Raw genomic sequence first — 24212 nt, 5'->3', positions numbered from 1 at the left:
TCGAGAGCCCCAGTCAATCCCGCGCCGACGACCTGACCTCGGGGCTTGCGCCGCGGGTCAGAACCCCTCGTAGATCTGGGTGGGCGTGAGGCCCGTGCCGCCCAGGGCGTGGACGCCGGGTGCGGGGTGCAGCTCGAAGGTATGGCCGTCGTGCAGGAGCACGGCCGTGTAGTCCCCTCGCGTATCGAGCTTGAGCTCGAAGCGTCCCGTGTCGATGAGGCGCAGTGTGACCACGGCGCCGCTGCGCGCGACGAAGCTGACTTCTTTCTCTCGCGCGTTCGGCAGGGGGATGACCGGCTCATCCGTCGCGGGCGTCGGCGAAGAGGAGGGGGTGCGTGCGTCGGCGTCCATCCGGTGAGTCTGTCACGCGGGGAGGGGCGCGGGGCCGGGGCGAGCCCGGGCGTGCGCCGTCAGCGCCCGTCTCGCCAGGAGTGCTGCGGCTCGTACCCGAGCAGGCGGCGTGCCTTGTCGATCGAGAGAAGCGTCGTGTTCTCGCCCAGGTCGCCGTGGATCGCGACCCCCGGGAACACCTCGGCCACGAGTTCGGCGTTGGGGCGCGTCATGACCGTGTCGGCCGCCGCGATGATGAAGGTGTCGAAGCCGGCCGGGGCGGTCTGGAGAGCGCTCTCCACGGCCTGCGCTCCGTCGCGGGCGTCGATATAGCCCCACAGGTTCCACTTACGGGTGCGCGCGTCGTCGTCGAAGGGGAATTCGGCGTAGTCCTCGGGGACCATCACGTTCGAGAATCGCAGTGCCGTGATCGACAGCTCGGGGTTCCAGCGCACCAATTCCACCGCCAGGCGCTCCTCGAGGGTCTTCACGAGGGAGTAGACCGACTCGGGCCTCGGCGCGTACTCCTCGTCGACGGGGATGTACGGAGGCGGCACGTCGAAGGGCAAGCCCAGCACGGTCTCGCTCGAGGCGTAGACGATCTTGTGGATGCCCAGACGCGTGGCCGCCCAGAAGACGTTGAAGGTGCTCGCCATGTTGTTGTGGAAGGTGGCGATGTCGGAGCGGATGCCGGGCGCCGGGATCGCAGCGAGGTGAACGAGGGCGTCGAAGCCGTCGTGCTGGTCGTTCACCGCGGTCAGGGCGTCGACGACCTGGCCGTAGTCGGTGAGGTCGACCTGCACGAAGCCCGGGCCGCGCTCGCCGCGGACATCGAGGCCGATGACGTCGTGGCCGGCGGAACGCAGCTCGCGTGCGACGACGGTGCCGAGCTTTCCGGACGAACCGGTGAGGGCGATGCGCATGAGTGTCCTTCGGGGTCGGGGTGGGATCGACGATATCGGCGCCCACCGACAACGGGCGGGTGGGTTGACCGCCCCGACCGAAGACGCCGCGAGGTCGGCGTGTACCGACCCCGCAGGCGGAACGTCCTGCCACGAGGAAGGTCCATTCGTCAAGATCCCGGCGCCGTGGGGGCCCGGGGTGTTTCGCTATGTGGACGCTGTCGGTTCGTGAAATGTCACGGTCCGACGCGGAACGATCGCCGACAGGAACCTCGATGCCCTCTTTGTCCTCCGCCACCGACGCGTTTCTCGCGTCGCGCGCGGCTGACGGCGACCAGATCGCCTTCGGGGTGCTGGTGAGACGGCACGCGCCGTTCCTCGTCGCGTTCGCGACCAGGCTGACCGGCTCGCGGGCCGATGCCGACGACTGCGTGCAGGAGGCGCTCATCACGGCGTGGCGGCGTCTTCCGGATCTCACCGATCTCGAGAAGGTGCGGAGCTGGCTCACGACCATCGTGTCGCGCAAGGCCACCGACCGCTTGCGTTCGCGGAAGATCTCGGAGCAGATCGACGAGCAGATGGTCTCGGGTCGCGACGACCCGGAGCGCGCGGTTGTGGCAAGTTCTCAGATGGATGCGCTCAAGAAGATCCTCGCCGAGCTTCCCGAAGACCTGCGCGTGGTGTGGGTCCTTCGAGAGATCGGCGGACACAGCTATGACGAGATCGCCGTCGAGCTGAACGAATCCGCCGCCACGGTGCGCGGACGCCTCGCGCGAGCGAGAAGAACGGTGTTGGAACGCATGGAGGAGTGGAGGTGACCCCAGTGAGCCAGAACAACGACGACATCGGCGGGTCGGGCTACTCCCTCGAAGACCTCTCCGCTTACCTCGATCGCGGACGCATCCCCCGGATCTCCGCGATCGAGCGCAACGCGCAGTGCCAGGCGGTTCTGGCGTCGATGGAGCGGATGGGGCGACTCTCCCGCGAGATCGTGGCCGAGCAGGCGGCGGAGCCGATCTCGGAGTCCTGGTACGACAGCATCATGCGCGAGGTTATGCGCGAGTTCCGAGCGGGCAGAGACATCCCGCTTGCACGCGCCGACGACGGCACCGAGCTGGTCGTGACCGAAGGTGCTCTCTACGAGCTCATCCGCACGGTCGGAGACGGAATCGAAGGGCTGCTGATGGGACGCGTCCGACTCGATCAGCCGGAACCCGACGCTCCTCTCGACGTCCGCGTGACGGTCAGCGTGCGCTTCGGTCGCGCGATGAGCCCCGCGGTCGAGGAGATGCGCGAAGGCATCCGTTCGGCCATTCAGCGACACGGCGACCTTCGGGTCGGACGCGTGGACGTCACCGTCGGCGACGTCCACCTCGACGAGGGGGAAGATTCATGACGACCATCTCCGCAGCGGAGCTGGCGCCCCGCATCGATCTGGCCGTGACCGCCGTCGAAGGTGTGCGCGAGTGCTATTCGGCGCGTCCGGTCGTAGCCCGTGCCGTCGAGCACCTCGCCGACGTCGAGGGTTCTCTCGCCCAGGTCGAGGAATCCGGCGACACCCGTGCCATCACCGTCTGTATCGGCGTCTCCTCCGACGACGACGCCGCCGTGGTCGCGGCCGCCGTCGCCACCGCGGCGCGCGGCGCCGGCGAGGACGAGACCCCGTCTTCGATCCGGGTCCGCGTAGCGCGCCTGGTCGCCCCGCCTTCCTGAGCGGGTTCCGGCCGAGAAGCGGTCAACCGGCTTACGCTGGAGGCACCGCCCACTCGTCCCCGGAGGCCGAATGTCCACGCCGCCCGTCATCGCCGTCACCGGATCCACCGGAGCCGTAGGGGGCCGGGTCGCGCGAGACCTCGCCGCCCGCGGCATCCCTCAGCGTCTGCTCGTTCGAGACGCTTCTCGGGCTCCCTCGCTCGAAGGAGCCGAGGTGCACGTGGCCCGGTATTCGGACGCGGATGCCACCCGCGCGGCCCTGGAGGGGGTCGACACGCTCTTCATGGTGTCGGCGTCCGAGACAGCCGACCGCGTCGAGCATCACCGCACCTTCGTCGAGGCCGCCGCGGCCGCGGGCGTCCGATCGATCGTCTACACCTCGTTCTTCGCCGCCGCGCCGGACGCCGTCTTCACGCTGGGGCGCGATCACGCAGCGACCGAGGAGATCATCCGCGCCTCGGGCATGCGGCACACCTTCCTGCGCGACAACTTCTACATGGACATGATGGAGCTCTTCGCCGGTGACGACGGGGTCATCCGGGGTCCCGCCGGAGACGGGCGCTGCTCTCTCGTCTCGCGCGCCGATGTGGCGGCCACGGCGGTAGCGGTGCTGCTCGATCCCGATGCGCATGCCGAGGTCACCTACGACCTGACCGGGCCCGAGGCCCTGACCCTGACCGAGGTCGCCGAGAAGATCTCGGCGGTGCGCGGCCACCGGGTGCGTTTCGTCGACGAGACGGTCGACGAGGCATATGCCTCGCGAGCGGCGTTCGGGGCCCCGCGGTGGCAGGTCGACGCGTGGGTGAGCACGTACACGTCCATCGCGAGCGGCGATCAAGCCGCCGTCTCGAACGACGTCGAGCGCGTCACCGGCCGCCCCGCGCAGAGTTTCGAGGAGTTTCTCGGCGCCGTGTCATGACCGGGTGTCCCTCGGTTATGCTGGCGGCGTGCTGACCTGTCGCTGTTGTCGCTGAACGCTCCGCGTTCTCTTTCGACGACCCCGTCAGCCGCGCCCGTATCGGGCGCATCAACCCCCAGGACTCCATCGTGCGTTACGCCCAGAGCGTCGCCGACCTCGTCGGCAACACCCCCCTCGTCCGTCTCTCTCGTGTCACCGAGGGCATCGCCGCCACGGTCCTCGCGAAGATCGAGTACTTCAACCCCGGCGGCTCAGCCAAGGACCGCATCGCGGCCAACATCGTCGACGCCGCCGAGCGCGACGGCCTGCTCCAACCGGGCGGAGTGATCGTGGAGCCCACCAGCGGCAACACCGGGGTCGGGCTCGCGCTCATCGCGCAGCAGCGCGGCTACCGCTGCGTCTTCGTGGTGCCCGACAAGGTCGCCGAGGACAAGCGGGCGGTGCTGCGCGCCTACGGCGCCGAGGTCGTCGTGACGCCGACGAACGTCGAGCCCGACGACCCGAACTCGTACTACAGCGTGTCCGACCGTCTCGTGCGCGAGATCCCGGGTGCGTTCAAGCCCAACCAATACGCCAACCCGAACGGCCCGCGCAGTCACTACGAGACCACCGGTCCCGAGATCTGGCGCGACACCGACGGTCGGCTCACGCACTTCGTCGCGGGCGTCGGCACGGGCGGCACGATCAGCGGCACCGGCCGCTACCTCCGCGAGGTCGCGGGCCCGGCCGTTCGGATCGTCGGCGTCGATCCGGTCGGCTCGATCTACTCGGGCGGCGACATCCACGGCTACGACGTCGAGGGCGTCGGCGAGGACTTCTGGCCCCCGGCCTTCGATCCGACTCTCGTGGACGGCTACGAGCGCGTCTCGGATGCCGAGTCCTTCGCCATGACCCGTCGCCTCGCCCGCGAAGAGGGCCTGCTCGTGGGCGGGTCCAGCGGAATGGCCGTCGTCGGAGCCCTCCGGGTCGCGCGGGATCTTCCGGCCGACGCCGTGGTCGTCGTCGTGCTTCCCGACCACGGTCGCGGTTATCTCAGCAAGATCTTCGACGACGACTGGATGATCGAGCGCGGCTACGACGTTGCACCCGTGGCATCCCTTCTTCCGACCCCTTCCGAGGAGCACTCCGCATGAGCACCCACGACGCCGCCCGCGGCTTCGACAGCCTCGCCGTCCACGCCGGACAGGCGCCCGACGAGACCACCGGCGCCGTGATCCCGCCGATCCACGTCTCGACGACGTACGCGCAGGACGGGATCGGCGGCCTCCGCGGCGGCTACGAGTACGGTCGCAGCGGCAACCCCACGCGCACCGCGCTCGAGACGCAGATCGCTGCTCTCGAGGGCGGCCCCCGGGCGCTGTCGTTCGCCTCCGGTCTCGCCGGTGAGGATGCCCTGCTGCGCGCCGCGCTCGTCCCGGGAGACGAGGTCCTCCTCGGCAACGACGTCTACGGCGGCACCTACCGGCTGCTGGCGCGGGTGCTCGGTCCCTGGGGGATCACCCTCCGCGTCGTCGACATGAGCGACCTGGATGCCGTGGCCGCCGCCATCGCGGAGCGCGCACCGCGGATGGTCTGGGTCGAGACCCCCAGCAACCCCATGCTGCGGATCACCGACATCGCCGGTCTCGCCCGGCTCGGGCACGAGGCCGGGGCGATCGTCGTGGTGGACAACACCTTCGCCTCGCCGGCCCTGCAGCGACCGCTGTCGCTCGGCGCCGATGTCGTGGTGCACTCGGCGACCAAGTACCTCGGCGGGCACAGCGACGTCGTGGGTGGGGCGCTGGCCTTCGCCGACGCGGAGCTCGCCGAGAAGGTGCAGTTCCTGCAGTTCGCCGCGGGAGCGGTGTCGGGTCCGTTCGACGCGTACCTGACCACGCGCGGCATCAAGACGCTCGCCGTGCGCATGCAGCGCCACAGCTCGAACGCGCAGGCCGTCGCCGAGCACCTCGCCGGCCACGACCGTGTCGCGCAGGTGTACTACCCGGGTCTGCCCTCGCACCCCGGGCACGAGCTGGCGGCGCGCCAGATGAGCGGTTTCGGGGGCATCGTCTCCCTCGCTCTCGCCGACGGTGCGACCGCCCGCCGCTTCGCGGAGTCGACGCGTCTGTTCACGCTCGCGGAGTCGCTGGGCGGCGTCGAGTCGCTCGTGAACTACCCCGATGCCATGACCCACGCCTCCGTCCGCGGTACCGAACTCGCGGTGCCCGACACGATCGTGCGCCTGTCGGTGGGGATCGAGTCGGTCGACGACCTGGTCGCCGACGTCGACCAGGCGCTCGCCTCCCTCTGAGCGGGACCGCTCCAGGCGCGCGTCTCTTTGTGCGCGCCTGCCTTCGCACGCGACGGCCTCTGCGTGGGCATGGCTCCGCGTGCGACGGCCTCTGCGTGGGCCTGGCTCCGCGTGGGCCTGGCTCCGCGTGCGCCTGGCTCCGCGTGTGCCTGCCTCCGCATGCGCCTGCCGCGGGCGCCGCGCCGGCCCGGTACTCACGCATAAACGCGATCCGCGCCCATAAACGCGTGGAGAGAGCGTTTACGGGCGCGGATCGCGTTTATGCGTGTGCCTCGTCCGGGAGAGAAGCGGGTCAGCGTTCGGCGCGGGCCAGGTTCTGCGTGAGCTCGTCGGCGTTCTGACGGACGACGTACGCCGGCTGGTCGCGCTCGACGCGCCAGCTCTCGCTGAGAGGTCCGACGTTGACGGTGTCGAAACCGAACTCGTCGTAGATGCGGGTCACGAGGGCGACGGCCTCGTCGGAGTCGCTCGAGGTGGCGAGGGCGCGACGGTTCTCGGTGCCGGCGGGGGAGCCGTCGGTGAGGATGTCGGCGGCGGGGATGTGGTTGAACGCCTTGACGACGATCGACTCGGGCAGGTGCTCCTGCAGCATTTGCGACGTGGTCGTCTTCTTCTCGTCGAGTTCGTTGATGTGTCCGTCGCGCTCGAAGTAGTAGTTGTTGGTGTCGAGCACGGTCTTGCCGGCGAGGGGAGCGGCGGGCACGGCGTCGATGGCCTTCAGCGGGACGGTGACCACGACGATGTCGCCGGCCTCCGCGGCATCCTGTGCCGTGGCGGCGCGCGCCTTGTCGCCCACCTCGGCGACGAGGTCGGCGAGGGTCTCCGGTCCGCGGGAGTTCGCGATCACGACGTCGTAGCCGTTCTTCGCGAAGCCCTTGGCGAGGGCCGAGCCGATGTGTCCTGCTCCGATGATTCCTACGGTAGTCATGGAGGCTCAGAACCGATTCGGATGCCATCGCATTCCCGGGGCCTCGCTGAACATTCAGCGGCTTAAATAACTAGCAGGGCGAGTTATCAGTGTCAACCGGTCCCCGCCCGGGAACGGCGGGATTTATCGTCATCTTGTCGCACCCTCACGCGAGTGGTCGCAGTCCGGTGTTCGGGTCACCGTCCTGCTTGATCTGTGAGGGCGACGGCCCCCGGTGGACGCGGCTTCGGACCACCGGGGGCCGCTTTCTTCTCCCGCGGCGTTCGGGACGGGGCGCACCGGTGGGACACTGGATGCCGGCGGGATCGGTCTCGCCCCGACCCTCGAGGAATCGCTCCGTGACGACCGCCATCCGCCCGCCCCGCACCGCTCGCCTCTACGTCGTCTGCGTCGGCGTCGGTCTACTCGCGGGGCTCATGTCGGGCCTTTTCGGTGTGGGCGGCGGCACGGTCATCGTTCCGTTGCTCGTGCTCCTGCTGGGCTTCGACCAGCGTCTCGGCGCGGGCACCTCGCTCGCCGCGATCGTCCCCACGGCGTCGGTCGGCGTCATCACCTACGCCGTCGACGGCCACGTCGCCTGGCTGCCGGCCCTCATCCTCGCCGCCGGAGCCGTGGGCGGGGCGCAGATCGGCACGTGGCTGCTGCCGAAGCTGTCGCAGACGGCCCTGCGCTGGTCGTTCGTGGCCTTCCTCCTCGCCGTCATCGTGAGCCTCTACTTCGTCATCCCCTCTCGCGACGCCGAGCTCGAACTCACCTGGATCACCGGCCCCGGGCTCGCGGTGCTCGGTGTGATCACCGGCATCCTCGCGGGGCTGCTCGGCGTCGGCGGCGGCATCATCGTGGTCCCCGCCCTCCTGCTGTTCTTCGGAACGAGCGACCTGGTCGCCAAGGGCACCTCGCTGCTCATGATGATCCCGACCGCGGTGTCGGGGACGGTCGGCAACCTCCGCCGGTCGAACGTCGACCTGCCGGCGGCGCTCTGCGTCGGGCTCGCCGCCTGCGCCACGACCGCCGTGGGCGCGCAGATCGCCAAGGCGGTCGACCCCTTCGTCGCCAACGTGCTGTTCTCGATCTTCCTCGTGTTCATCGCTTCGCAGATCGCCGTGAAGGCCGTGCGCGGTCGCCACCAGCGCTGACCCACCCCGGCCCCACGGGCCCGCTCGGTAGACTGGGGGCGTGCCCGTGAACCCCGAACTCGTCGGTCGAGTCTTCCCGCCGACCGCTCCTTACCTGGTCGGCCGCGAGAAGGTGCGCGAGTTCGCCCGCGCCGTCTTCGCCGATGCCCCGCAGCACTCCGACCCCGAGGCCGCCCGTGCCCTCGGGTACGCCGATGTGGTGGCTCCGCCGACCTTCGCGATGGTCGTCCAGGACCTCGCGCTCCAGCAACTGCTCGCCGACCCCGACTCGGGCATCGAGCTGTCGCGTCTCGTGCACGCGGAGCAGCGCTTCCGCTACACGCGACCGATCGTCGCGGGCGACGAACTCGTCGCGACGCAGTCGGTCACCGGCATCCGCACCATGGGCGGCAACGCCATGATCACGAGCGAGGCGGAGATCGTGGATGCCGACGGCGCCCACGTCGTGACCACCACCAGTGTCCTTCTCGCCGGGGAGGCCGGAGCATGAGCGCGTTCACCGTCGGAGACGTCATCGCCGAGCGGTCGGTGCACCTGACCCGGGAGTCGCTCGTCCGCTACGCGGGCGCCTCGGGCGACTTCAACCCCATCCACTACCGTGACGACGTCGCCGCAGCGGTGGGCCTGCCCGGTGTGCTCGCGCACGGCATGCTCACGATGGGGATCGCGGTGGGCACCCTCGCCGAGGCGCTGGGCGACAGCGGACGCATCGCCGAGTACGGCGTGCGTTTCACTCGTCCCGTCGTGGTCGACCCCGAGACCGGAGCCGACCTGCACGTCAGCGCCAAGGTCGCGGCCGTCGACGACGAGACCGCGCGCATCGACCTCACCGTGACGTTCGCCGAGACCACCGTTCTCGGCAAGGCGCAGGTGCGGGTGCGGTTGTCCTGATGCCCGAGGTCGCCCCCGTTCCCCTTTCGCAGTTGACCACCCTCCGCACGGGGGGTGAACCTGCCCGTCTCATCGAGGCCACGACGCCCGACGAACTGGTCGGTGCCCTTCGCGAGGTGTGGATGCAGGGCGAACCGTGGTTCGTCCTCGGCGGCGGGTCGAACCTGTTCGTGGGCGACGAGCCGTTCGAGGGCACCGTGATCCGGGTGCGGACGACCGGCATCGAAGAGCTTCCGGGGTCGAGCGCGCACACGGTGCGCCTCAGGGTGCAGGCCGGCCACGACTGGGACGCCCTGGTCGCCGAGACGGTGGAACGCGGGCTCGCGGGGATCGAGGCGATGTCGGGCATCCCCGGCACGGTCGGCGCCGCGCCCGTGCAGAACGTCGGAGCCTACGGCCAAGAGATCGTGCAGACCCTCGTCGAGGTGGAGCTGATCGACGAGTCGACGGGCGAGGTCTCGACCGTGCCGGCTACGCAGCTCGGCCTGGGTTTTCGCACCTCGGTGCTGAAGCACCACTACGGGTCCGTGCCCGAGCGGCCCGCGGTCATCCTGTCGGTGACGCTCGAGCTCGAGCGGGTGGGCGCAGAGGAGCGGCCCATCGCGGGAGACCAACTGCGCGGTGCCCTGGGCCTCGAGGCCGATCAGGCGGTGTCGCTGCGGTGGATCCGCGACCACGTGCTCGCGACCCGCGCCCGCAAGGGCATGGTGCTCGACGCCGAAGACCCCGACACCTGGAGCGCTGGCTCGTTCTTCCAGAACGCGATCGTGTCGGAGGCCTTCGCTCGCACCCTTCCCGCGGAATGCCCGAAGTGGCCCCTCGCGCCGGTGCTCGATCCCGTGACGGTCATCCCCCTCGCCGCCTTCGACGGCATCCTGCCCCCGCCCCCCATCGTGTCGCGCGACGTCAAGGTGAGCGCGGCGTGGTTGATCGAGAACGCCGGGCTTCGCCGGGGCTTCCGGTTCCCGCGCTCGCGCGCGGGCCTGTCGACCAAGCACACGCTCGCCCTGACGAACCGCGGCGAGGCGACGGCGGCCGAGATCGCCGAGCTCGCCCGCTTCGTGCAGAACCGTGTGGCTTCGGAGTTCGGCCTCGTGCTGCAGCCCGAGCCCGTCCTGGTGAACGTCGAGCTCTAGCCCCCGGTTCCTGCTGGCCCGGTCGTGCTGTGCCGTCGGGCGGAGTTCGTGGGTGACGTGCCGGGTCCGGATGCCGTGAGATCGGCGTGTCGGTCTCGGTCTCCGCGGAACGGTCCGGTCCGCCCCGATTCCTGCTGGTCCGGTCGTGCTGTGCCGTCCGGCGGAGTTCGTGGGTGACGTGCCGTGCCGGATGCCGTGGGATCGGTGTGTCCGTCTCGGTCTCCGCGGAACGGTCCGGTCCGCCCCGATTCCTGCTGGTCCGGTCGTGCTGTGCCGTCCGGCGGAGTTCGTGGGTGACGTGCCGGGTCCGGATGCCGTGAGATCGGCGTGTCGGTCTCGGTCTCCGCAGAACGGTCCGGTCCGCCCCGATTCCTGCTGGCCCGGTCGTGCTGTGTCGTCCGGCGGAGTTCGTGGGTGACGTGCCGGGCCGGATGCCGTGGGGTCGGTGTGTCCGTCTCGGTCTCCGCGGAACGGTCCGGTCCGCCTCGATTCCTGCTGGCCCGGTCGTGCTGTGCCGTCCGGCGGAGTTCGTGGGTGACGTGCCGGGTCCGGATGCCGTGAGATCGGCGTGTCGGCGGCGATCTCCGCGCGACGGTTCGGAGTGAGAGCGCCGGCGCGGCGTCCCCGCGAACGCCGCGCGATGGTCGACGAACAGCGGTGCCGGTCACCACGACGGGCGACCGGCACCGCCGGACGTCAGGACTCAGGCGAACAGGCGCTGGAGGCGCTGGATGCCCTCGAGGAGCTGGTCGTCGCCCAGGGCGTACGACAGACGCAGGTAGCCGCTCGGGCCGAAGGCCTCGCCGGGCACCACGGCGACCTCGGCCTGCTCGAGGATCAGGTCGGCCAGCTCGAGCGAGGTGGTGGGGGTGACGCCGCCCCACGAACGGTTCAGCAGGCCGCGCACGTCGGGGTAGGCGTAGAACGCGCCGAGCGGGTTGGGCACCTCGACGCCGTCGATCTTCGCCAACTCCGACACGATCAGCTTCCGACGGCGGTCGAAGGCGAGCCGGAACTGCTCCGCCTCGTCCTGCGGTCCGTCGAGGGCGGCGGCCGCGGCGATCTGGGCGACGTTGTTGACGTTGCTCGACAGGTGCGACTGCAGGTTGCCGGCGAGCTTGATGGCATCCGCCGGTCCCACCATCCAGCCCACGCGCCATCCGGTCATGGCGTACGTCTTCGCGACGCCGTTGACGAGGATGGTCTGCTCGGCGAGCTCGGGGACGGCCTCGACGATCGAGACGGCCCGTGCGCCTTCGTAGGTGAGGTTCTGGTAGATCTCGTCGGTGATGACCCAGATGCCGTGCTCGAGGGCCCAGCGGCCGATCTCGGCCGTCTCTTCGGGGGTGTAGACCGAGCCCGTGGGGTTCGAGGGCGACACGAAGACGAGCGTCGTCGTCTTGTCGGTGCGCGCGGCCTCGAGCTGGGCGACCGTGACCTTGTAGTCCTGGTCGGCACCGGCGAAGACCTCGACGGGAGTGCCCTCGGCGAGGGCGATGGCCTCGGGGTAGGTCGTCCAGTAGGGAGCCGGCAGCAGCACCTCGTCGCCGGGGTTCACCACGGTCTGGAACGCCTGGTACACCGACTGCTTGCCGCCGTTGGTGACGATGACCTGCGACGGCGCGACCTCGAGGCCCGAATCGCGCAGCGTCTTGGCGGCGATCGCCTCACGCAGCACCGGAAGACCGGCGGCCGGCGTGTACCGGTAGTTCTTGGGGTCCTGCAACGCCTTCGCCGCGGCGTCGACGATGAAGGACGGGGTGGCGAAATCGGGCTCTCCGGCCGCGTACGAGATGACCGGTCGGCCGGCGGCCTGGAGGGCCTTGGCCTTGGCGTCGACCTTCAGGGTCGCGGACTCGGCGATGGCGGACAGCTTGCGGGAGAGCGGGGCGCGGGAAGTCACGGTTCCGAGCCTACTGTTCACGCTCGCTCCCGCCGAGGGGTATGACCTCGAGCGCTGCGTGCGGAAGACGAAACACGGGTCCACTACCGTGGCGGGGTGATCGCTGAAACCCCCACGTTGTTGCCCTCTCGTCGACGAGGTCTGGGAACGCTCGTCCGCTTGGGGGTGGCGACCCTCATCGTCGGTCTGGCGACCGGTCTCGCGGTGCTGCTCCTGGTCTTCATCGTCCACTCCCTCGAACACCTCGTATGGGGCCACGAGGAGGGCCCGTTCCTGGACGGTCTCGCATACCCCTCGGTCTGGTGGCTCCCGATCGTGACGGTCGGCGGCGCGGGTGTGGTGGCCGCCCTCGGGTGGTACCTGCTCCGTCGCTTCGGGCGCAAGCTCGCCACCGTCGAGCAGGGGGTGGACGGATCCCGGATGCCGTTCTGGGAGACACTCCTCGACACCGTCCTCCAGGTCGGTTCGGTCGCGATGGGAGCCTCGATCGGCAAGGAGGTCGCCCCGCGCGAGCTCTCGGCCATGGCGGGATCGAAGATCGTCCGCTGGTTCCGCCTCGACGCGCGCTGGCGCCGCATCCTCATCGCCTCCGCCGCGGGCGCCGGTCTCGCCGCCGTCTACAACGTGCCGCTGGGGGGCGCCCTGTTCGCGGTCGAGATCCTCCTCGCCCAGTTCAGCGTGGGCGCGGCCGTCGTCGCCCTCAGCGTCAGCACGATCGCGACCCTCGTCGCCCGCCCCCTCGTCGGCGAGGAGTCGCTGTACCACGTGGCATCCCTCGAGGTGAATCCGTCCCTCCTGGTCGCAGCCCTGCTCATCGGGCCGCTGATGGGGTGGGGAGCCTCGAGTTTCGCGGCCGTGACCAAGAAGCTCTCGAGGTTCCGGCCCACGGGCTGGAAGCTGCTCGTGGTGCTGCCGCTCACCTTCACCGCGGTGGGAGCGCTGGGCGCGGCCTTTCCGCTCATCCTCGGCAACGGCCGGGCACTGGCGACCGCGGGCTTCGACCTGTCGCAACCGGCGCTCCTCCTGCTCGCCCTCGCGGTGCTGAAGTACGTCGCGACCACCGTCTCACTCGGCTCCGGCGCGATCGGCGGCACGCTGCAGCCCTCCGTCGCGATCGGCGCGGCACTGGGGGCGGCGGCCGCCGCGGGGTGGGCGGTCATCTGGCCGGGTGCCGACGGCACGGCCCTGGCGATCGTCGCGGCGGCGGCGTTCCTGGCATCCAACATGAGAGCGCCGTTCACCGCGATCGCGCTGATCATCGAGTTCACCGACACCGGCTTCACGCTGCTGCTGCCGATCTTCCTGGCCGTCGCGGGCTCGCTCGCCGCTTCGCGGCTCACCTCGCGCGAGAGCCTGCGCGGCTTCGCGCCGATGGATCCGGCTCGCCCCTAGAACCGGTCGCCGCGCCACGCGAGCCCCCTTTTCGAAGCGGGGCGGGGGCTCGCGCGACGCGGCCGGCGTCAGTCGAGGTACTTCGCGTACGCCGGCAGGGTGAGGAATGCCGGGAACTCCGGTCGCAACGCCACCTCGCGGAACACCGCTGCGGCGTCGTCGAAGCGGTCGCCGTTCGAGCGGGGCACCTCGGCCAGCACCTCGTCGAGCAGCCCTTCGACGAACGCTCGGGTGATCGCGGTGCCCTCGGCGGTCTCGCGATCCTGGTGGATCCACTGCCAGATCTGCGAGCGCGAGATCTCGGCGGTCGCGGCATCTTCCATGAGGTCGTCGATCGCCACCGCGCCGAGCCCCCGCAGCCACGCCTCGATGTAGCGGATCGCCACCGAGACGTTGCCGCGTACACCCGCCGTGGTCACCGGCAGGCCGATGCGCAGGTCGAGCAACTGCCGGGGTTCGACCGATACGTCCTCGCGCAGGCGGTCGAGCTGGTTCTCGCGCTCGCCGAGCACCGCGTCGAACTCGGCGCGGGCCACCGAGATGAGGTCGGGGTGCGCGACCCACGTGCCGTCGAAGCCGTCGCCGGCCTCGCGCCGCTTGTCGGCGGCGACCTTCTCGAACGCGGCCTGGGTCACCTCGGGTCGGCGGCGATTGGGGATGAACGCGCTCATGCCGCCGATCGCGTACGCGCCCCGCTTGTGGCAGGTGCGCACGAGCAGCTCGGTGTAGGCCCGCATAAACGGCACCGTCATCGTCACTTCGCTGCGGTCGGGTAGGACGAACCGCGCCCCGCGTCCGCGGTAGGTCTTGATGATCGAGAAGATGTAGTCCCAGCGCCCGGCGTTCAGTCCCGCGCAGTGGTCACGCAGGGCGAAGAGGATCTCCTCCATCTCGAAGGCCGCGGGCAGCGTCTCGATGAGCACGGTCGCGCGGATCGTGCCGTAGGCGAGGCCGAGACGCTCCTCGGTGAACGAGAACACGTCGTCCCAGAGCCGAGCCTCTTCGGCCGACTCGATCTTCGGCAGGTAGAAGTACGGCCCCCGACCCGCGGCGATCAGCGCGTGGGCGTTGTGGAACGCGTACAGCCCGTAGTCGACGAGCGATCCGGATGCCGGTAGCTCGCGCCCCGCGCGATCGACGAACGTCAGATGCTTCTCGGGCAGGTGCCATCCACGCGGGCGCATCACGATGGTCGGTGTGCGCTCGGCGGTCACTTCGTAGCGCTTGCCCTCGGGACTCGTGAACGACAGCTGCCCGCGGATCGCGTCGAACAGCGAGAGCTGACCGCCGATGACGTTGCGCCAGGTGGGGGAGGTGGCATCCTCCTGGTCGGCCAGCCACACCCGCGCGCCGGAGTTCAGCGCGTTGATGGTCATCTTCGGGTCGGTCGGGCCGGTGATCTCGACGCGGCGGTCTTCCAGTCCGGGACCGGCCCCCGCCACACGCCACGACGGGTCATCGCGGATGTGCGCGGTGTCGGCGCGGAAGTGCGGGTCGTCGCCCGTGCCGATCTCGAAGCGGCGGCGCTCGCGAGCGGCGAGGCGGTCGTGCCGGCGCCGCGCGAAACGGTCGTGCAGCTCGGTGAGGAAGGCGAGGGCCGCGGGCGTGAGGATCTCGCCGTCGCGCCCTTCGAGCGAGCGCTCGAGACGCAGGTGCGGGGCGGATGCCGGGGTGCCCGGCATCCGTGATCCTTCGGTGGCGGTGGGCGGGGGAGAGGTGATGAGGGTCATGGTCGTGGCTTTCTGTGCGTGGCGCCCGCTCTCCCCGCCCGCTGTCCGGTGCGACCCGTGCTGAGTGTCCAAGAAACCCGGACGAATTCTCGAAAGGTCCGGGTGTTCTGGACACTCAAGCCCGGATCGCGACCAGGGCGGGGCGGGGAAGGGGTGGGGAAGGGAAGAGGGGGTCAGTGAAACTGGGCGGTTTCCGTCGAGCCGGCCAGGGCGAGGGTGGCGCTGGCGGGGTTGAGGGCGGTCGAGACGACGTCGAAGTAGCCGGTGCCCGCTTCGCGCTGGTGGCGCGTGGCGGTGTACCCGTGGGCTTCGGCGGCGAACTCGGCCTCCTGCAGCTCGACGTACGCGCTCATGGCGCGTTCGGCGTAGCCGCGGGCGAGGTCGAACATCGAGTGGTTCACGGCGTGGAAACCGGCCAGCGTGATGAACTGGAAGGCGTAGCCGAGAGCGGCCAGGTCGGCCTGGAACGTGGCGATCTGCTCGTCGTCGAGGTGAGGGCGGCGCCCCGCGCGCGCGACAGCCGCGCGCGACGGACGGGCGTGTGCCGCGCGGAAGCGAGCGGGGTCGTCGTCTGCTTCGACGTGGCCGCCGTCGCCGAAGCGAGGATGTGCGTGAACATCCCCGACCACGCGAACATCGCCGCGCACGAGATGGTCTCGAACAGGGCCAGGTTGATGGTCGCCGAGACGAACAGGGCGATCGAAATGATCAGCCACACGGTGGCGATCCCGGTGCCGATGGCCATGCGTTTTCCGAGGCGGTGGAACAGGAACGGCGCGCTCAGCAGTAGGGCGAGGAAGCCGAGGACCATGGAGCCTGCGACCTTGTCGTGAAGGTCTTTGTCGGTGTTCAGGGGAATGCAGCCCACGAGGGCGAGATTGACGCCGACGACATTCAGGCAGATGAAAGCGACCGTGGCCGCGCCGCGACGGACCGGGCCACGGCCCACGCGTCGCACATCGCGCCGGACGCGGAAGGCGAACACCACGACGATCATTCCGCTGACCTTGAGCGTCGTGTTGAAGAATGCGCTCGACAGATCGCCGAAGATCCCCAGCTGGCTGAAGTGCAGTTGCCACCACAGCGGGTCGCTCGTCGTCGCGATCGACAGGAGCAGGCCGCTCACCAGGACGATCAGAGCCGCCGCGCCGACGTGCACCGTCGGAACAGCATCGAGGCGGCGTGCCAGGCCACCCAGACGCGGCACCGGGAGTGAAAAGGGGACGGCGGAGCGGAGCGCGGTGCTCATGTGGGGGATCTTTCCTCAGGACGGAACGAGAATCCCCCCACATCGCGGGACCCTCGGCCCCCGTCGGCTCATTCGGGTATGAACCAGGGGAAAACCTCGGTCCATTGCCGCCCCCGGCCTTGACGGAAACCGTCAGGGCTCATGGTATCGTTCGCGCCGCCCAATCGGGAAAGGGCTTGTCTGAGAAAGTCCCAGGTCATATGGGCATTTTCTTGTCCCCCATTTGGGGGACAAGAATGGTCAGGAGGTGAAGCGGATGCCCCATTCCCGGGTCAATTTCCCGCCCGGTTCGAGCGATTCCAGGTCGATCCCCGTGGCGAACGCGTTCGCGGGTGCCGTCATCGGCTCGATGGCGACGGCGAGGGGATGACCGGGGTACCGGTCGGTGGTGAACACCTGCGCCCAGCGGAAGCCCGCGTCCTGCCAGAGCTGCACGCTCCGGCCGTCGGGAGCGGTGAGGGTGTGGTGCGCACGACCCTCGGCATCCCTCTCCAATCCGCGGTACCCGTTGTCGAGCGACGCATCGCCGAGACGTCGACCATCGCGCAGGTCGTCGGCGGGACCGACCGGTACCTCGTCGACGGGGATGTTTCGCTCGTCGAGCACCAGCGTGGTCGTACCGGTCGAGTGCACCACGAGGTCTTCGGTGGGGACCCCGCCGATCTGCAGATAGGGGTGGACGCCCAGCGCCAGGGGAGCGGTCTTCGCGCCGACGTTCTCGATGTCGTGGGTCACGTGCAGGCCGTCGGCCTCGAGAGCGAAGGTGACACGCGTGCGCAGGTGGAAGGGGTAACCCGTCTGCGGTACGACGTCGGCTGCGAGCACGAGCCGCTCGTCGGTGTGCTCGATCGGCTGGTAAGTGCCGAAGCGCAGCAGCCCGTGGCTGGCGTTGCCGAACTTCGGCTCGCTGATCGCGAGCTGCAGATCCTCGCCGCCGAAGGAGTACTTGCCGTCGCGGATGCGATTCGGCCACGGGACGAGGACGACCCCGGATGCCGCGGGTGTGGGGAGGTCGTCGGCATAGCGCGGTACGAGATCGACGCCCTCGACCGTGAGCGCGCGCAACGCTGCGCCCACCTGTGCGATCTCGGCCGATGAGTGCTCGCCGCGGAGGTGGAAGCGGTGTCCGGTGGGGTCGGCGGTCATGAAGAGGCCTTTCGCGAGCGGGGCGGACGCTGCAGCCACGGCCGCAGCATACGGGTGACCCACGGGAGCACCGCGTAGGTCATGACGGGGGTGAGCATGAGAGTCGTGGCGAGCACGCGCAGCACGAGCGGGATCTCGGCGAACCCGGGGACGAACCCCAGCAGCCACGACGCCGCGAGGTTCGTGGGGAAGAATCCGACCCAGATCGTCACGGCCTGCTTCCAACGCGGGGGAGCCGCGGGCAGCGGCTGATGGATCGGCTGCGTTCCGGCATCCGTCGCCGTCGCCGCCTCGAGGACGGATCCATGGGGTGCGTCGAACCAGCCCTCGATGCCGGTGCGGCGCTCGCTGCGCTCTTCTCGAGCGAAGGGGCGGCCCGAGTCGAGCCACCACTGTCGCTGGGGAGAGCTCTCCCACTCCTCGAGCGTGGTGATGTCGCGGAAGCGGTACAGCATGTACCAGAGGTCGCTGTCTTCTCCCGCGCGGACCCAGCCGGAGCCGAGAAAACCCGGGAAGGCGGTCGCGAGGTCGGTGCCGGCCTGCATCCAGGAGGTCGCTTCGGCGGTGCGCGTCGGGTCGATGCGCCGCTCGATCGCCACCGTGATGGGGTGGGCGTCGGTATCTGCCATGCATCCATCTTCGTGCAGGGCGGGTGTCTGCCGGGGGCGAAGCAGGCATGTCCCCCCACGTTGTGCGGCTGTGGGGCGGTGAGTTCGCGCGGATGGGGACATGGATGCCGTTCACAGGCGTGGGCTGTACAGTTGGCCGGTCGGCTCTGGGCACCGCGCGTGATGCGCGGATGGGTTTGTGAGTCCAAGGGGCCGATGGACAGGACGCGATCGCGGCCTCGACCATCTTTAGTGAATGGCCCCCGGCCGACGGAAGTCCGGGTATCGCACCGCTACGAGCGGCGCTGCTGTTTCGCGCGAACAGAACCCAGGAAGTTTCCCCATGCCCAAGAACAAGAAGCCCGCCGGCGGTCGCGCCGCCAAGAACTTCGAGCCCCGCTACGGCGCCAAGACCTCGTTCCAGGACCGCAAGCGTCGGCCCGGTACCGAGGCGCCGGCCAAACCCGGCAGCAAGAGCCCGAGTCACCGCGGCTATCGCCCCGAGGCGGAGGCCTCGTCCGAGAAGCGTCGCTGGAGCCCCCAAGAGCGCGCCGGTCGCGACGAGGCTCGCGGCATCCGTGCCTCGGCCCGCGACGACCGCCCCGCGCGTTCGTTCGACGAGCGTCCGCGCCGCGACTTCAGCGATCGTCCGGCGCGTTCGTTCGATCGTGATGAGCGTCCTCGTCGTGACGCGGGTGAGCGTCCCGCGCGTTCGTTCGACCGGAGCGACCGTCCGGCGCGTTCGTTCGACCGTAGCGATCGTCCCGCGCGTTCGTTCGATCGTGATGAGCGTCCTCGTCGCGACGCGGGTGAGCGTCCCGCCCGTTCGTTCGACCGCAGCGATCGTCCGGCGCGTTCGTTCGACCGCAGCGACCGTCCGGCGCGTTCGTTCGATCGTGATGAGCGTCCTCGTCGCGACGCGGGTGAGCGTCCCGCCCGTTCATTCGACCGTGGTGATCGTCCGGCGCGTTCGTTCGACCGGAGCGATCGCCCGGCGCGTTCGTTCGACCGCAGCGACCGTCCGGCCCGTTCGTTCGAGCAGCGTCCCGCCCGTTCGTTCGATCGGGACGAGCGTCCTCGTCGCGACGCGGGTGAGCGCCCGGCGCGTTCGTTCGACCGCGGCGACCGTCCGGCCCGCTCGTTCAACGGCGATGACCGTCCCCGTCGTAACGACGGCCCGAGCCGCAGCGATTGGAACGGTGGCCCCCAGCGCACCGCAGAGCACGAGCAGCGCGTCGATGTCGTGCACGAGCGTCTGCAGGCGCAGGCCGTGGACGCCGCGACCGTGACCGGTGCCGGCTTCGCCGAGCTGGGCCTGGGCGACAACCTCGTCCGCGCCCTGGCCGGTCTGGGGGCGGCGAGCCCCTTCCCGATCCAGGCGGCCACGGTCGCCCCGATCCTCGAGGGCCGCGACGTCCTCGCCCGAGGCCGCACCGGCTCGGGTAAGACCATCGCCTTCGGTGCGCCGCTCGTCGAGAGCATCCTGCGCTCGCAGGCGGGTCAGCGCCGCGAGTTCGGTCGCGCCCCGAAGGCGATCATCCTCGCCCCCACGCGTGAGCTCGCGCTGCAGATCGACCGCACGGTGCAGGAGCTCGCGCGCAGCGTCGGCCTGTTCACCACGCAGATCTACGGCGGCGTGCCCCAGGCGCGCCAGGTCGGTGCGCTCAAGAAGGGTGTCGACATCGTCATCGGCACCCCCGGCCGCATCGAAGACCTACTGAACCAGGGCAAGCTCGACCTCTCGCAGGTGCAGGTCGCCGTCCTCGATGAGGCCGACCACATGTGCGAGCTCGGCTTCCTCGAGCCCGTGCAGCGCATCCTCCGCGCGACCAAGAAGGACAGCCAGAAGCTCCTCTTCTCGGCCACGCTCGACCGCGAGGTCGCGGCTCTCGTCGACGAGTTCCTCGTCGAGCCGGCCGTCTACGAGGTCGCCGGCGAGGACCAGGACTCGAGCACCATCGAGCACCGCGTTCTCGTCATCGAGCACCGCGACAAAGCGCAGATCCTCGACTCGCTCGTCGACCGCGAGGGCAAGACGCTCGTCTTCGCCCGCACCCGCGCGTACGCCGAGATGCTCGCCGAGCAGTTCGACGACGCCGGCATCGCCGCGGTCGCTCTGCACGGTGACCTCAACCAGCAGAAGCGCACACGAAACCTCGAGAAGCTCACCTCGGGTCGGGTGAACGTGCTCGTGGCCACCGACGTCGCCGCCCGCGGCATCCACGTCGATGACATCGACCTGGTCATCCAGGCCGATGCTCCCGACGAGTACAAGACGTACCTGCACCGTTCTGGCCGCACGGGCCGCGCCGGCCGCAGCGGCACGGTGGTGACTCTGATCACGCGCCAGCGCCGCCGTCGTATGACCGAACTGCTCGACCGTGCCGAGATCGAGGCGCCGTTCGAAGAGACCCAGCTGGGAGACGACGTGCTCGAAGAGCTGTCGGGTCGTCAGCTGGCCAACGTCGACGCGTAGATCCCTCCCGCAAAGCCCTCGTCGCCTCCGCGACGGGGGCTTTGCGCGTTTCCCGCGCCGAGAATCGGCAGGTCAGAACAGGGTCGGCTCGCTTGCAGGCGCGACGCGGGGGCGAACGGATGCCGGGACCCCGGTGCGGCGAACGGGTCCGAGGCTGCTGACAGGCGGTGTGCGGGCGGCCAACCCCGGCTGCGGGCGGCCGCGCGGGTGATCGTCTTCGTCCCACCCGTCGAGGCGGTGCATGCGCAGCAGCGGTCGCATGCGCTTGCCGAGCCACGTGCGATAGGCCTTCGGCGCCGAGGTGGAGACTCCCGGGTAGAGCCCGCGGTACGACGACATGAGGTTCGGGTGCTCGCGTTCGAGCCACTCGAAGAACCACTGCTTCGCGCCGGGGCGCAGGTGTAGTGCGCCGTATACGACACGCGCCGCACCGGCCTCGCGAATGCGCGCCAGAGCGTCGTCGAGAGCGGGGACCGAGTCGGTGAGGTGCGGCATGATCGGCATGAGGAACACCGTCACCCGGAATCCCGCGGCGGTCGCCGCGCGCACGGTCTCGAGCCGCGCATCGGCGCTCGGCGTCCCGGGCTCGATCGAGTGCTGCAGCGTCTCGTCGAAGACGGCGATCGACATCGCCAGCGTTACTTTGACGTGCTGCGAGGCCTCGGACAGCAGAGGAAGGTCTCGCCGAATCAGCGTGCCCTTGGTGAGGATCGAGAACGGGGTGCCGTTGTCGGTGAGGGCCCCGACGATGTCGGGCATGAGCCGGTAGCGCCCCTCCGCCCGCTGATAGGGATCGGTGTTCGTCCCGAGCATCACGGGCTCGCGCGCCCACGACCCCCGGCGCAACTCGGTGCGTAGCACGTCGGCCACGTTCACCTTCACCACGATCTGCGAGTCGAAGTCGGCCCCGTAATCCAGGTCGAGGTACTCGTGAGTTTTTCGAGCGAAGCAGTTGTGGCTGATGACGCCGTTCGCGACGAAGTCCTCGGTGTCCGTCGTAATGTCGATCATGTCGATGTCGTAGCCGATGTCCTCGACGTTCACGACTCTCAGGTCCGCGCTGGTCTTGACCGCTGTTCCGCAGACATCGAGTTTGCGCGTGATGGACGGTCGGGCGGTATCGAAGAATCGCTGTCTCGAGGTGAGCCCTCCGCGAAGGCGGATACTCGACACACCGTTCGGACGAGCGGGTTCGCGAACAGCGTCGAAGCGGAATGCGGCGAAAGCTTCTTCGGTCAGCGAGAGAAGTTCCTCGTTCGCGTTGCTTATTCGCACGATCCCGCGCGAACACGAGCCCTCCGCGTCGAAGATGCCCCCGAGGAAACCAGCCATCCACTCCCGGCTTCGCAAGCGCGGTATCGCGATGTAGTCCTCGAGACGCGCGACATCTTGCATTTTTGCCGTGTGAAGAGCCGTCATGGGCCGGCGATGCGCGGGCACGGAGAAGGGGCGGATCATCGTGACGATGCCGATCTGCTCGAGAAGCTCCTTTGCGAGATCGAGCGCCTCTCGATCGGCCAGGGCGAGGCGGAATCGGTGGATCTCGCGGGCTCGATTCCCGTCGTCGTAGGTCTTGTGAAAGATCATCGCGTCACCGCGCACCATGCCGGTCAGATACCCTTGGCGCCAGTCCGGACCCGACGCCTCCACGGAGGTGTGGGCACCCGTTCCGAAACCCTGCAGACGGTTCGACACGGTGAGATGAGGGCGCTGTCGGCCCGCGACGGGGGAGTCGGTGACGTGCTTCCACCCGCGCTCCGTCAGGAACCGGTGGTCTGCGCTGCCCTCGATCTCGGTACCATCCGCGAGGGTGACGCGATGGAGGCGTTTGCGAGTGGTCCACTTCGCGCGAACGGTTGTTCGCACGTAATGGCGGTATCGCGATCCCCTCTCGGTGCCGATGATCTCGTCTCCGACGCGGATATCCGACAGGGGGACCTGTCGGCCGTACCGCTTTTAAGATGAGGGTGTCCGGGGAGAGGCAGTACGAGCAGGCGTGACTGCAGCCTCGGTAGGGATTCACCGTCCAGTCGAACGGCATGGCCGAGGCGCCAGGGACGCGATTCAGTGCGCTTTTGCAGAGCACCTCGTGGAACGTCATCCCGGCGAACTCCGGGGTCGTCACCGAGCGGACGAGGCCGTCCATTCGTTCCATGCCCGGGAGCGCGGCTGTGTCGTCGACGCCCAGCTGCTGCCCCTGCCATCTCATGAGAATAGTCGAACACATGTTCGACGAAATGGCAACGCCGCGGCCACGAGAATCGTCAACGTGCACGAGTTTCGCCGAGCCCGCCGTCACCCGGGTCGACCGCTCAGGATGCGCGCGCGAGAATGGAGTCGATGACCAGCCACGATCCCGAGACTTCGCCACGCCGCGCCGCGCGCGCCGAGGCCGAAAGGCTCGCGACCGCGGCGCTCACCCTCCCCGCCGTGTTCGACGAGCGCGCCCCCCGCCGAGCAGGCTCCGACCCGCGGCCGGCGTCGTGGCCGGATCGGCGCGTTCGATGCCGCCGCGCCCGGGCCGCGCGGCATCCGTCGATTCTCCCCGGTGCTGCTGAGGCGCCGTCTCGCCGTGGTCGTCGCGGCCGTGGTCGTCGCCGCCGGTTGTGCGGTGGCGATCGGCGCCGCGGCATCCGGCGGAGAATCCGACGCGGCATCCGACGCCGTCGCCCAGCTCGCCGGCCCGCCTCTCGTCGCCGATGACGGGATCCCCGTTCCTCAGCTCGCCGCCGTCGCCGCTACGGCGACTCCCTGTGACGATCCCGCCTTCACCGCCGCCCTCGCGTCGAGCGACGACGCCGCCACCATCGAGGCGGCGGGTGGCGGTCAGGCGTTCCGCGCAGCGGTGGCATCCGGGATCGCTCCCTGCGTCTCGCTCTCGGACCCGAACCGAGAGTGGCTCGTCGTCAACAAGCAGCGCCCCTACGACCCTGTCGACTACCGGCCGAATGACCTCGTCATGCCCGCCAACGTGCGCGCCCTCGAGGACTCCGCGCTTCGGGCCCCCGCCGCGGCCGCCCTCACCTCGCTCGTGAAGGCCGCCTCCGACGCCGGAGTCGGCGAGATCGGCTACCTCAGCGCCTACCGCTCGTACACGACCCAGAAGTCCACCTACGCGGGACGAGTCGCCGTGGGGGGCGTCGCCGAGGCTGATCGAGAGAGCGCGCGCCCGGGGTTCAGCGAGCACCAGTCCGGGATGGCGGTCGACATCGTCCCCTGCAACGGCTCCTGCCGCACGCTCGACGACGTCGCCGGGTCGCCGCAGGGCGCGTGGGTGCGCGAGCACGCCTGGGAGTACGGCTTCATCACCCGCTACGCCGAGGGGCGCGAGAGCGTCAGCGGCTACGAGCCCGAGGCGTGGCATCTGCGCTACATCGGTCCCGAGCTCGCCCGTGCCTATCACGAGGGCGGCTTCACGACCCTCGAGGAGTTCTTCGGGCTGTCCGCGGCGCCGACCTACTGA

Annotated in this window: 21 protein-coding genes and 3 pseudogenes; 13 read left to right on the top strand and 11 right to left on the bottom strand. The window is 69.6% G+C overall.

What is annotated here, in order from left to right:
• Positions 1 to 57: 57 nt before the first annotated feature.
• Both QE454_RS02790 and QE454_RS02785 read right to left on the bottom strand, forming a co-directional pair.
• Positions 58 to 351 (bottom strand): hypothetical protein, encoded by a 294-nt coding sequence (locus QE454_RS02790; RefSeq protein ID WP_210073238.1) that lies wholly within the window; start codon positions 349 to 351, stop codon positions 58 to 60.
• Positions 352 to 410: 59 nt separating this feature from the next.
• On the bottom strand, positions 411 to 1253 hold the full coding sequence (locus tag QE454_RS02785; protein ID WP_210073239.1) for an NAD(P)-dependent oxidoreductase: 843 nt from the start codon (positions 1251 to 1253) through the stop codon (positions 411 to 413).
• Between the two features lie 254 nt (positions 1254 to 1507).
• Here QE454_RS02785 and QE454_RS02780 point away from each other — a divergent pair, with 254 nt between their 5' ends.
• The 6 genes from QE454_RS02780 (at position 1508) to QE454_RS02755 (ending at position 6154) form a co-directional block, all read left to right on the top strand.
• Positions 1508 to 2050, top strand: coding sequence for an RNA polymerase sigma factor (locus tag QE454_RS02780; RefSeq protein WP_307458338.1), 543 nt, complete (start codon positions 1508 to 1510; stop codon positions 2048 to 2050).
• Positions 2047 to 2628 (top strand): hypothetical protein, encoded by a 582-nt coding sequence (locus QE454_RS02775; protein ID WP_210073243.1) that lies wholly within the window; start codon positions 2047 to 2049, stop codon positions 2626 to 2628. Before QE454_RS02780 ends, QE454_RS02775 begins: the two co-directional genes overlap by 4 nt.
• On the top strand, positions 2625 to 2945 hold the full coding sequence (locus tag QE454_RS02770; RefSeq protein ID WP_210073245.1) for a hypothetical protein: 321 nt from the start codon (positions 2625 to 2627) through the stop codon (positions 2943 to 2945). Before QE454_RS02775 ends, QE454_RS02770 begins: the two co-directional genes overlap by 4 nt.
• A 70-nt stretch (positions 2946 to 3015) precedes the next feature.
• On the top strand, positions 3016 to 3864 hold the full coding sequence (locus QE454_RS02765) for an SDR family oxidoreductase (protein ID WP_307458341.1): 849 nt from the start codon (positions 3016 to 3018) through the stop codon (positions 3862 to 3864).
• Between the two features lie 128 nt (positions 3865 to 3992).
• Positions 3993 to 4997 carry a pyridoxal-phosphate dependent enzyme gene (locus QE454_RS02760; RefSeq protein WP_210073249.1) on the top strand — a complete coding sequence of 335 codons (1005 nt, stop codon included), beginning with the start codon at positions 3993 to 3995 and terminating at the stop codon, positions 4995 to 4997.
• A complete protein-coding gene (locus tag QE454_RS02755; protein ID WP_307461180.1) occupies positions 4994 to 6154 on the top strand; it encodes a cystathionine gamma-synthase in 1161 nt (386 codons plus the stop codon). Before QE454_RS02760 ends, QE454_RS02755 begins: the two co-directional genes overlap by 4 nt.
• A gap of 292 nt (positions 6155 to 6446) precedes the next feature.
• Here QE454_RS02755 and QE454_RS02750 read toward each other — a convergent pair whose 3' ends face one another.
• Positions 6447 to 7082 (bottom strand): NADPH-dependent F420 reductase, encoded by a 636-nt coding sequence (locus tag QE454_RS02750; RefSeq protein WP_307458343.1) that lies wholly within the window; start codon positions 7080 to 7082, stop codon positions 6447 to 6449.
• A 338-nt stretch (positions 7083 to 7420) separates the two neighbouring features.
• Here QE454_RS02750 and QE454_RS02745 point away from each other — a divergent pair, with 338 nt between their 5' ends.
• Genes QE454_RS02745 through QE454_RS02730 form a run of 4 tightly spaced genes read left to right on the top strand, consistent with a single transcriptional unit; the run spans position 7421 to position 10245 of the window.
• A complete protein-coding gene (locus QE454_RS02745; RefSeq protein WP_307458346.1) occupies positions 7421 to 8218 on the top strand; it encodes a sulfite exporter TauE/SafE family protein in 798 nt (265 codons plus the stop codon).
• 40 nt (positions 8219 to 8258) lie between these two features.
• Positions 8259 to 8708, top strand: a complete 450-nt coding sequence (locus QE454_RS02740; RefSeq protein ID WP_115919535.1) for a MaoC family dehydratase N-terminal domain-containing protein — start codon at positions 8259 to 8261, stop codon at positions 8706 to 8708.
• The gene (locus QE454_RS02735; protein ID WP_210073257.1) at positions 8705 to 9109 is read left to right on the top strand and encodes a MaoC/PaaZ C-terminal domain-containing protein; all 405 of its coding nucleotides are present in this window, start codon (positions 8705 to 8707) and stop codon (positions 9107 to 9109) included. The genes QE454_RS02740 and QE454_RS02735 overlap by 4 nt, the downstream gene beginning before the upstream one ends.
• A complete protein-coding gene (locus tag QE454_RS02730; RefSeq protein ID WP_307458353.1) occupies positions 9109 to 10245 on the top strand; it encodes a UDP-N-acetylmuramate dehydrogenase in 1137 nt (378 codons plus the stop codon). Before QE454_RS02735 ends, QE454_RS02730 begins: the two co-directional genes overlap by 1 nt.
• 703 nt (positions 10246 to 10948) lie before the next feature.
• On the opposite strand, the gene QE454_RS02725 is transcribed toward QE454_RS02730, so the two are convergent.
• Positions 10949 to 12148 (bottom strand): pyridoxal phosphate-dependent aminotransferase, encoded by a 1200-nt coding sequence (locus QE454_RS02725; protein ID WP_267787948.1) that lies wholly within the window; start codon positions 12146 to 12148, stop codon positions 10949 to 10951.
• Between the two features lie 96 nt (positions 12149 to 12244).
• Between QE454_RS02725 and QE454_RS02720 the strand changes: the two genes are divergently transcribed.
• The gene (locus QE454_RS02720; RefSeq protein WP_267787946.1) at positions 12245 to 13540 is read left to right on the top strand and encodes a chloride channel protein; all 1296 of its coding nucleotides are present in this window, start codon (positions 12245 to 12247) and stop codon (positions 13538 to 13540) included.
• Between the two features lie 68 nt (positions 13541 to 13608).
• Here QE454_RS02720 and aceB read toward each other — a convergent pair whose 3' ends face one another.
• The 5 genes and pseudogenes from aceB to QE454_RS02695 form a co-directional block, all read right to left on the bottom strand.
• On the bottom strand, positions 13609 to 15222 hold the full coding sequence (gene aceB, locus QE454_RS02715; RefSeq protein WP_373459421.1) for a malate synthase A: 1614 nt from the start codon (positions 15220 to 15222) through the stop codon (positions 13609 to 13611).
• Positions 15223 to 15443: 221 nt separating this feature from the next.
• Positions 15444 to 15764: pseudogene (locus tag QE454_RS02710) on the bottom strand (isocitrate lyase); the annotation flags it as partial.
• A complete protein-coding gene (locus tag QE454_RS02705) occupies positions 15668 to 16519 on the bottom strand; it encodes a DUF998 domain-containing protein (RefSeq protein ID WP_307458361.1) in 852 nt (283 codons plus the stop codon). The pseudogene QE454_RS02710 and the gene QE454_RS02705, both read right to left, overlap by 97 nt.
• 240 nt (positions 16520 to 16759) lie before the next feature.
• A complete protein-coding gene (locus QE454_RS02700) occupies positions 16760 to 17704 on the bottom strand; it encodes an aldose 1-epimerase family protein (RefSeq protein WP_307458366.1) in 945 nt (314 codons plus the stop codon).
• Positions 17662 to 18294, bottom strand: a complete 633-nt coding sequence (locus QE454_RS02695) for an antibiotic biosynthesis monooxygenase (RefSeq protein ID WP_210072472.1) — start codon at positions 18292 to 18294, stop codon at positions 17662 to 17664. Before QE454_RS02695 ends, QE454_RS02700 begins: the two co-directional genes overlap by 43 nt.
• A gap of 322 nt (positions 18295 to 18616) precedes the next feature.
• On the opposite strand from QE454_RS02695, the gene QE454_RS02690 reads away from it, so the two are divergent.
• Positions 18617 to 20749 (top strand): DEAD/DEAH box helicase, encoded by a 2133-nt coding sequence (locus QE454_RS02690; protein ID WP_307458368.1) that lies wholly within the window; start codon positions 18617 to 18619, stop codon positions 20747 to 20749.
• A 72-nt stretch (positions 20750 to 20821) separates the two neighbouring features.
• On the opposite strand, the pseudogene QE454_RS02685 reads toward QE454_RS02690, so the two are convergent.
• Together QE454_RS02685 and QE454_RS02680 are read right to left on the bottom strand one after the other, a co-directional pair.
• Positions 20822 to 21700 (bottom strand): annotated as a pseudogene (locus QE454_RS02685) (radical SAM protein); the annotation flags it as partial.
• A 1015-nt stretch (positions 21701 to 22715) separates the two neighbouring features.
• Positions 22716 to 22958 (bottom strand): annotated as a pseudogene (locus QE454_RS02680) (radical SAM protein); the annotation flags it as partial.
• Between the two features lie 339 nt (positions 22959 to 23297).
• On the opposite strand from QE454_RS02680, the gene QE454_RS02675 reads away from it, so the two are divergent.
• The gene (locus tag QE454_RS02675; RefSeq protein WP_309668512.1) at positions 23298 to 24212 is read left to right on the top strand and encodes a M15 family metallopeptidase; all 915 of its coding nucleotides are present in this window, start codon (positions 23298 to 23300) and stop codon (positions 24210 to 24212) included.

Source organism: Microbacterium sp. SORGH_AS_0454, assembly GCF_031453395.1.
In the GTDB taxonomy this organism is placed as follows: domain Bacteria; phylum Actinomycetota; class Actinomycetes; order Actinomycetales; family Microbacteriaceae; genus Microbacterium.
This window is presented reverse-complemented; position numbering and strand designations above follow the sequence as displayed.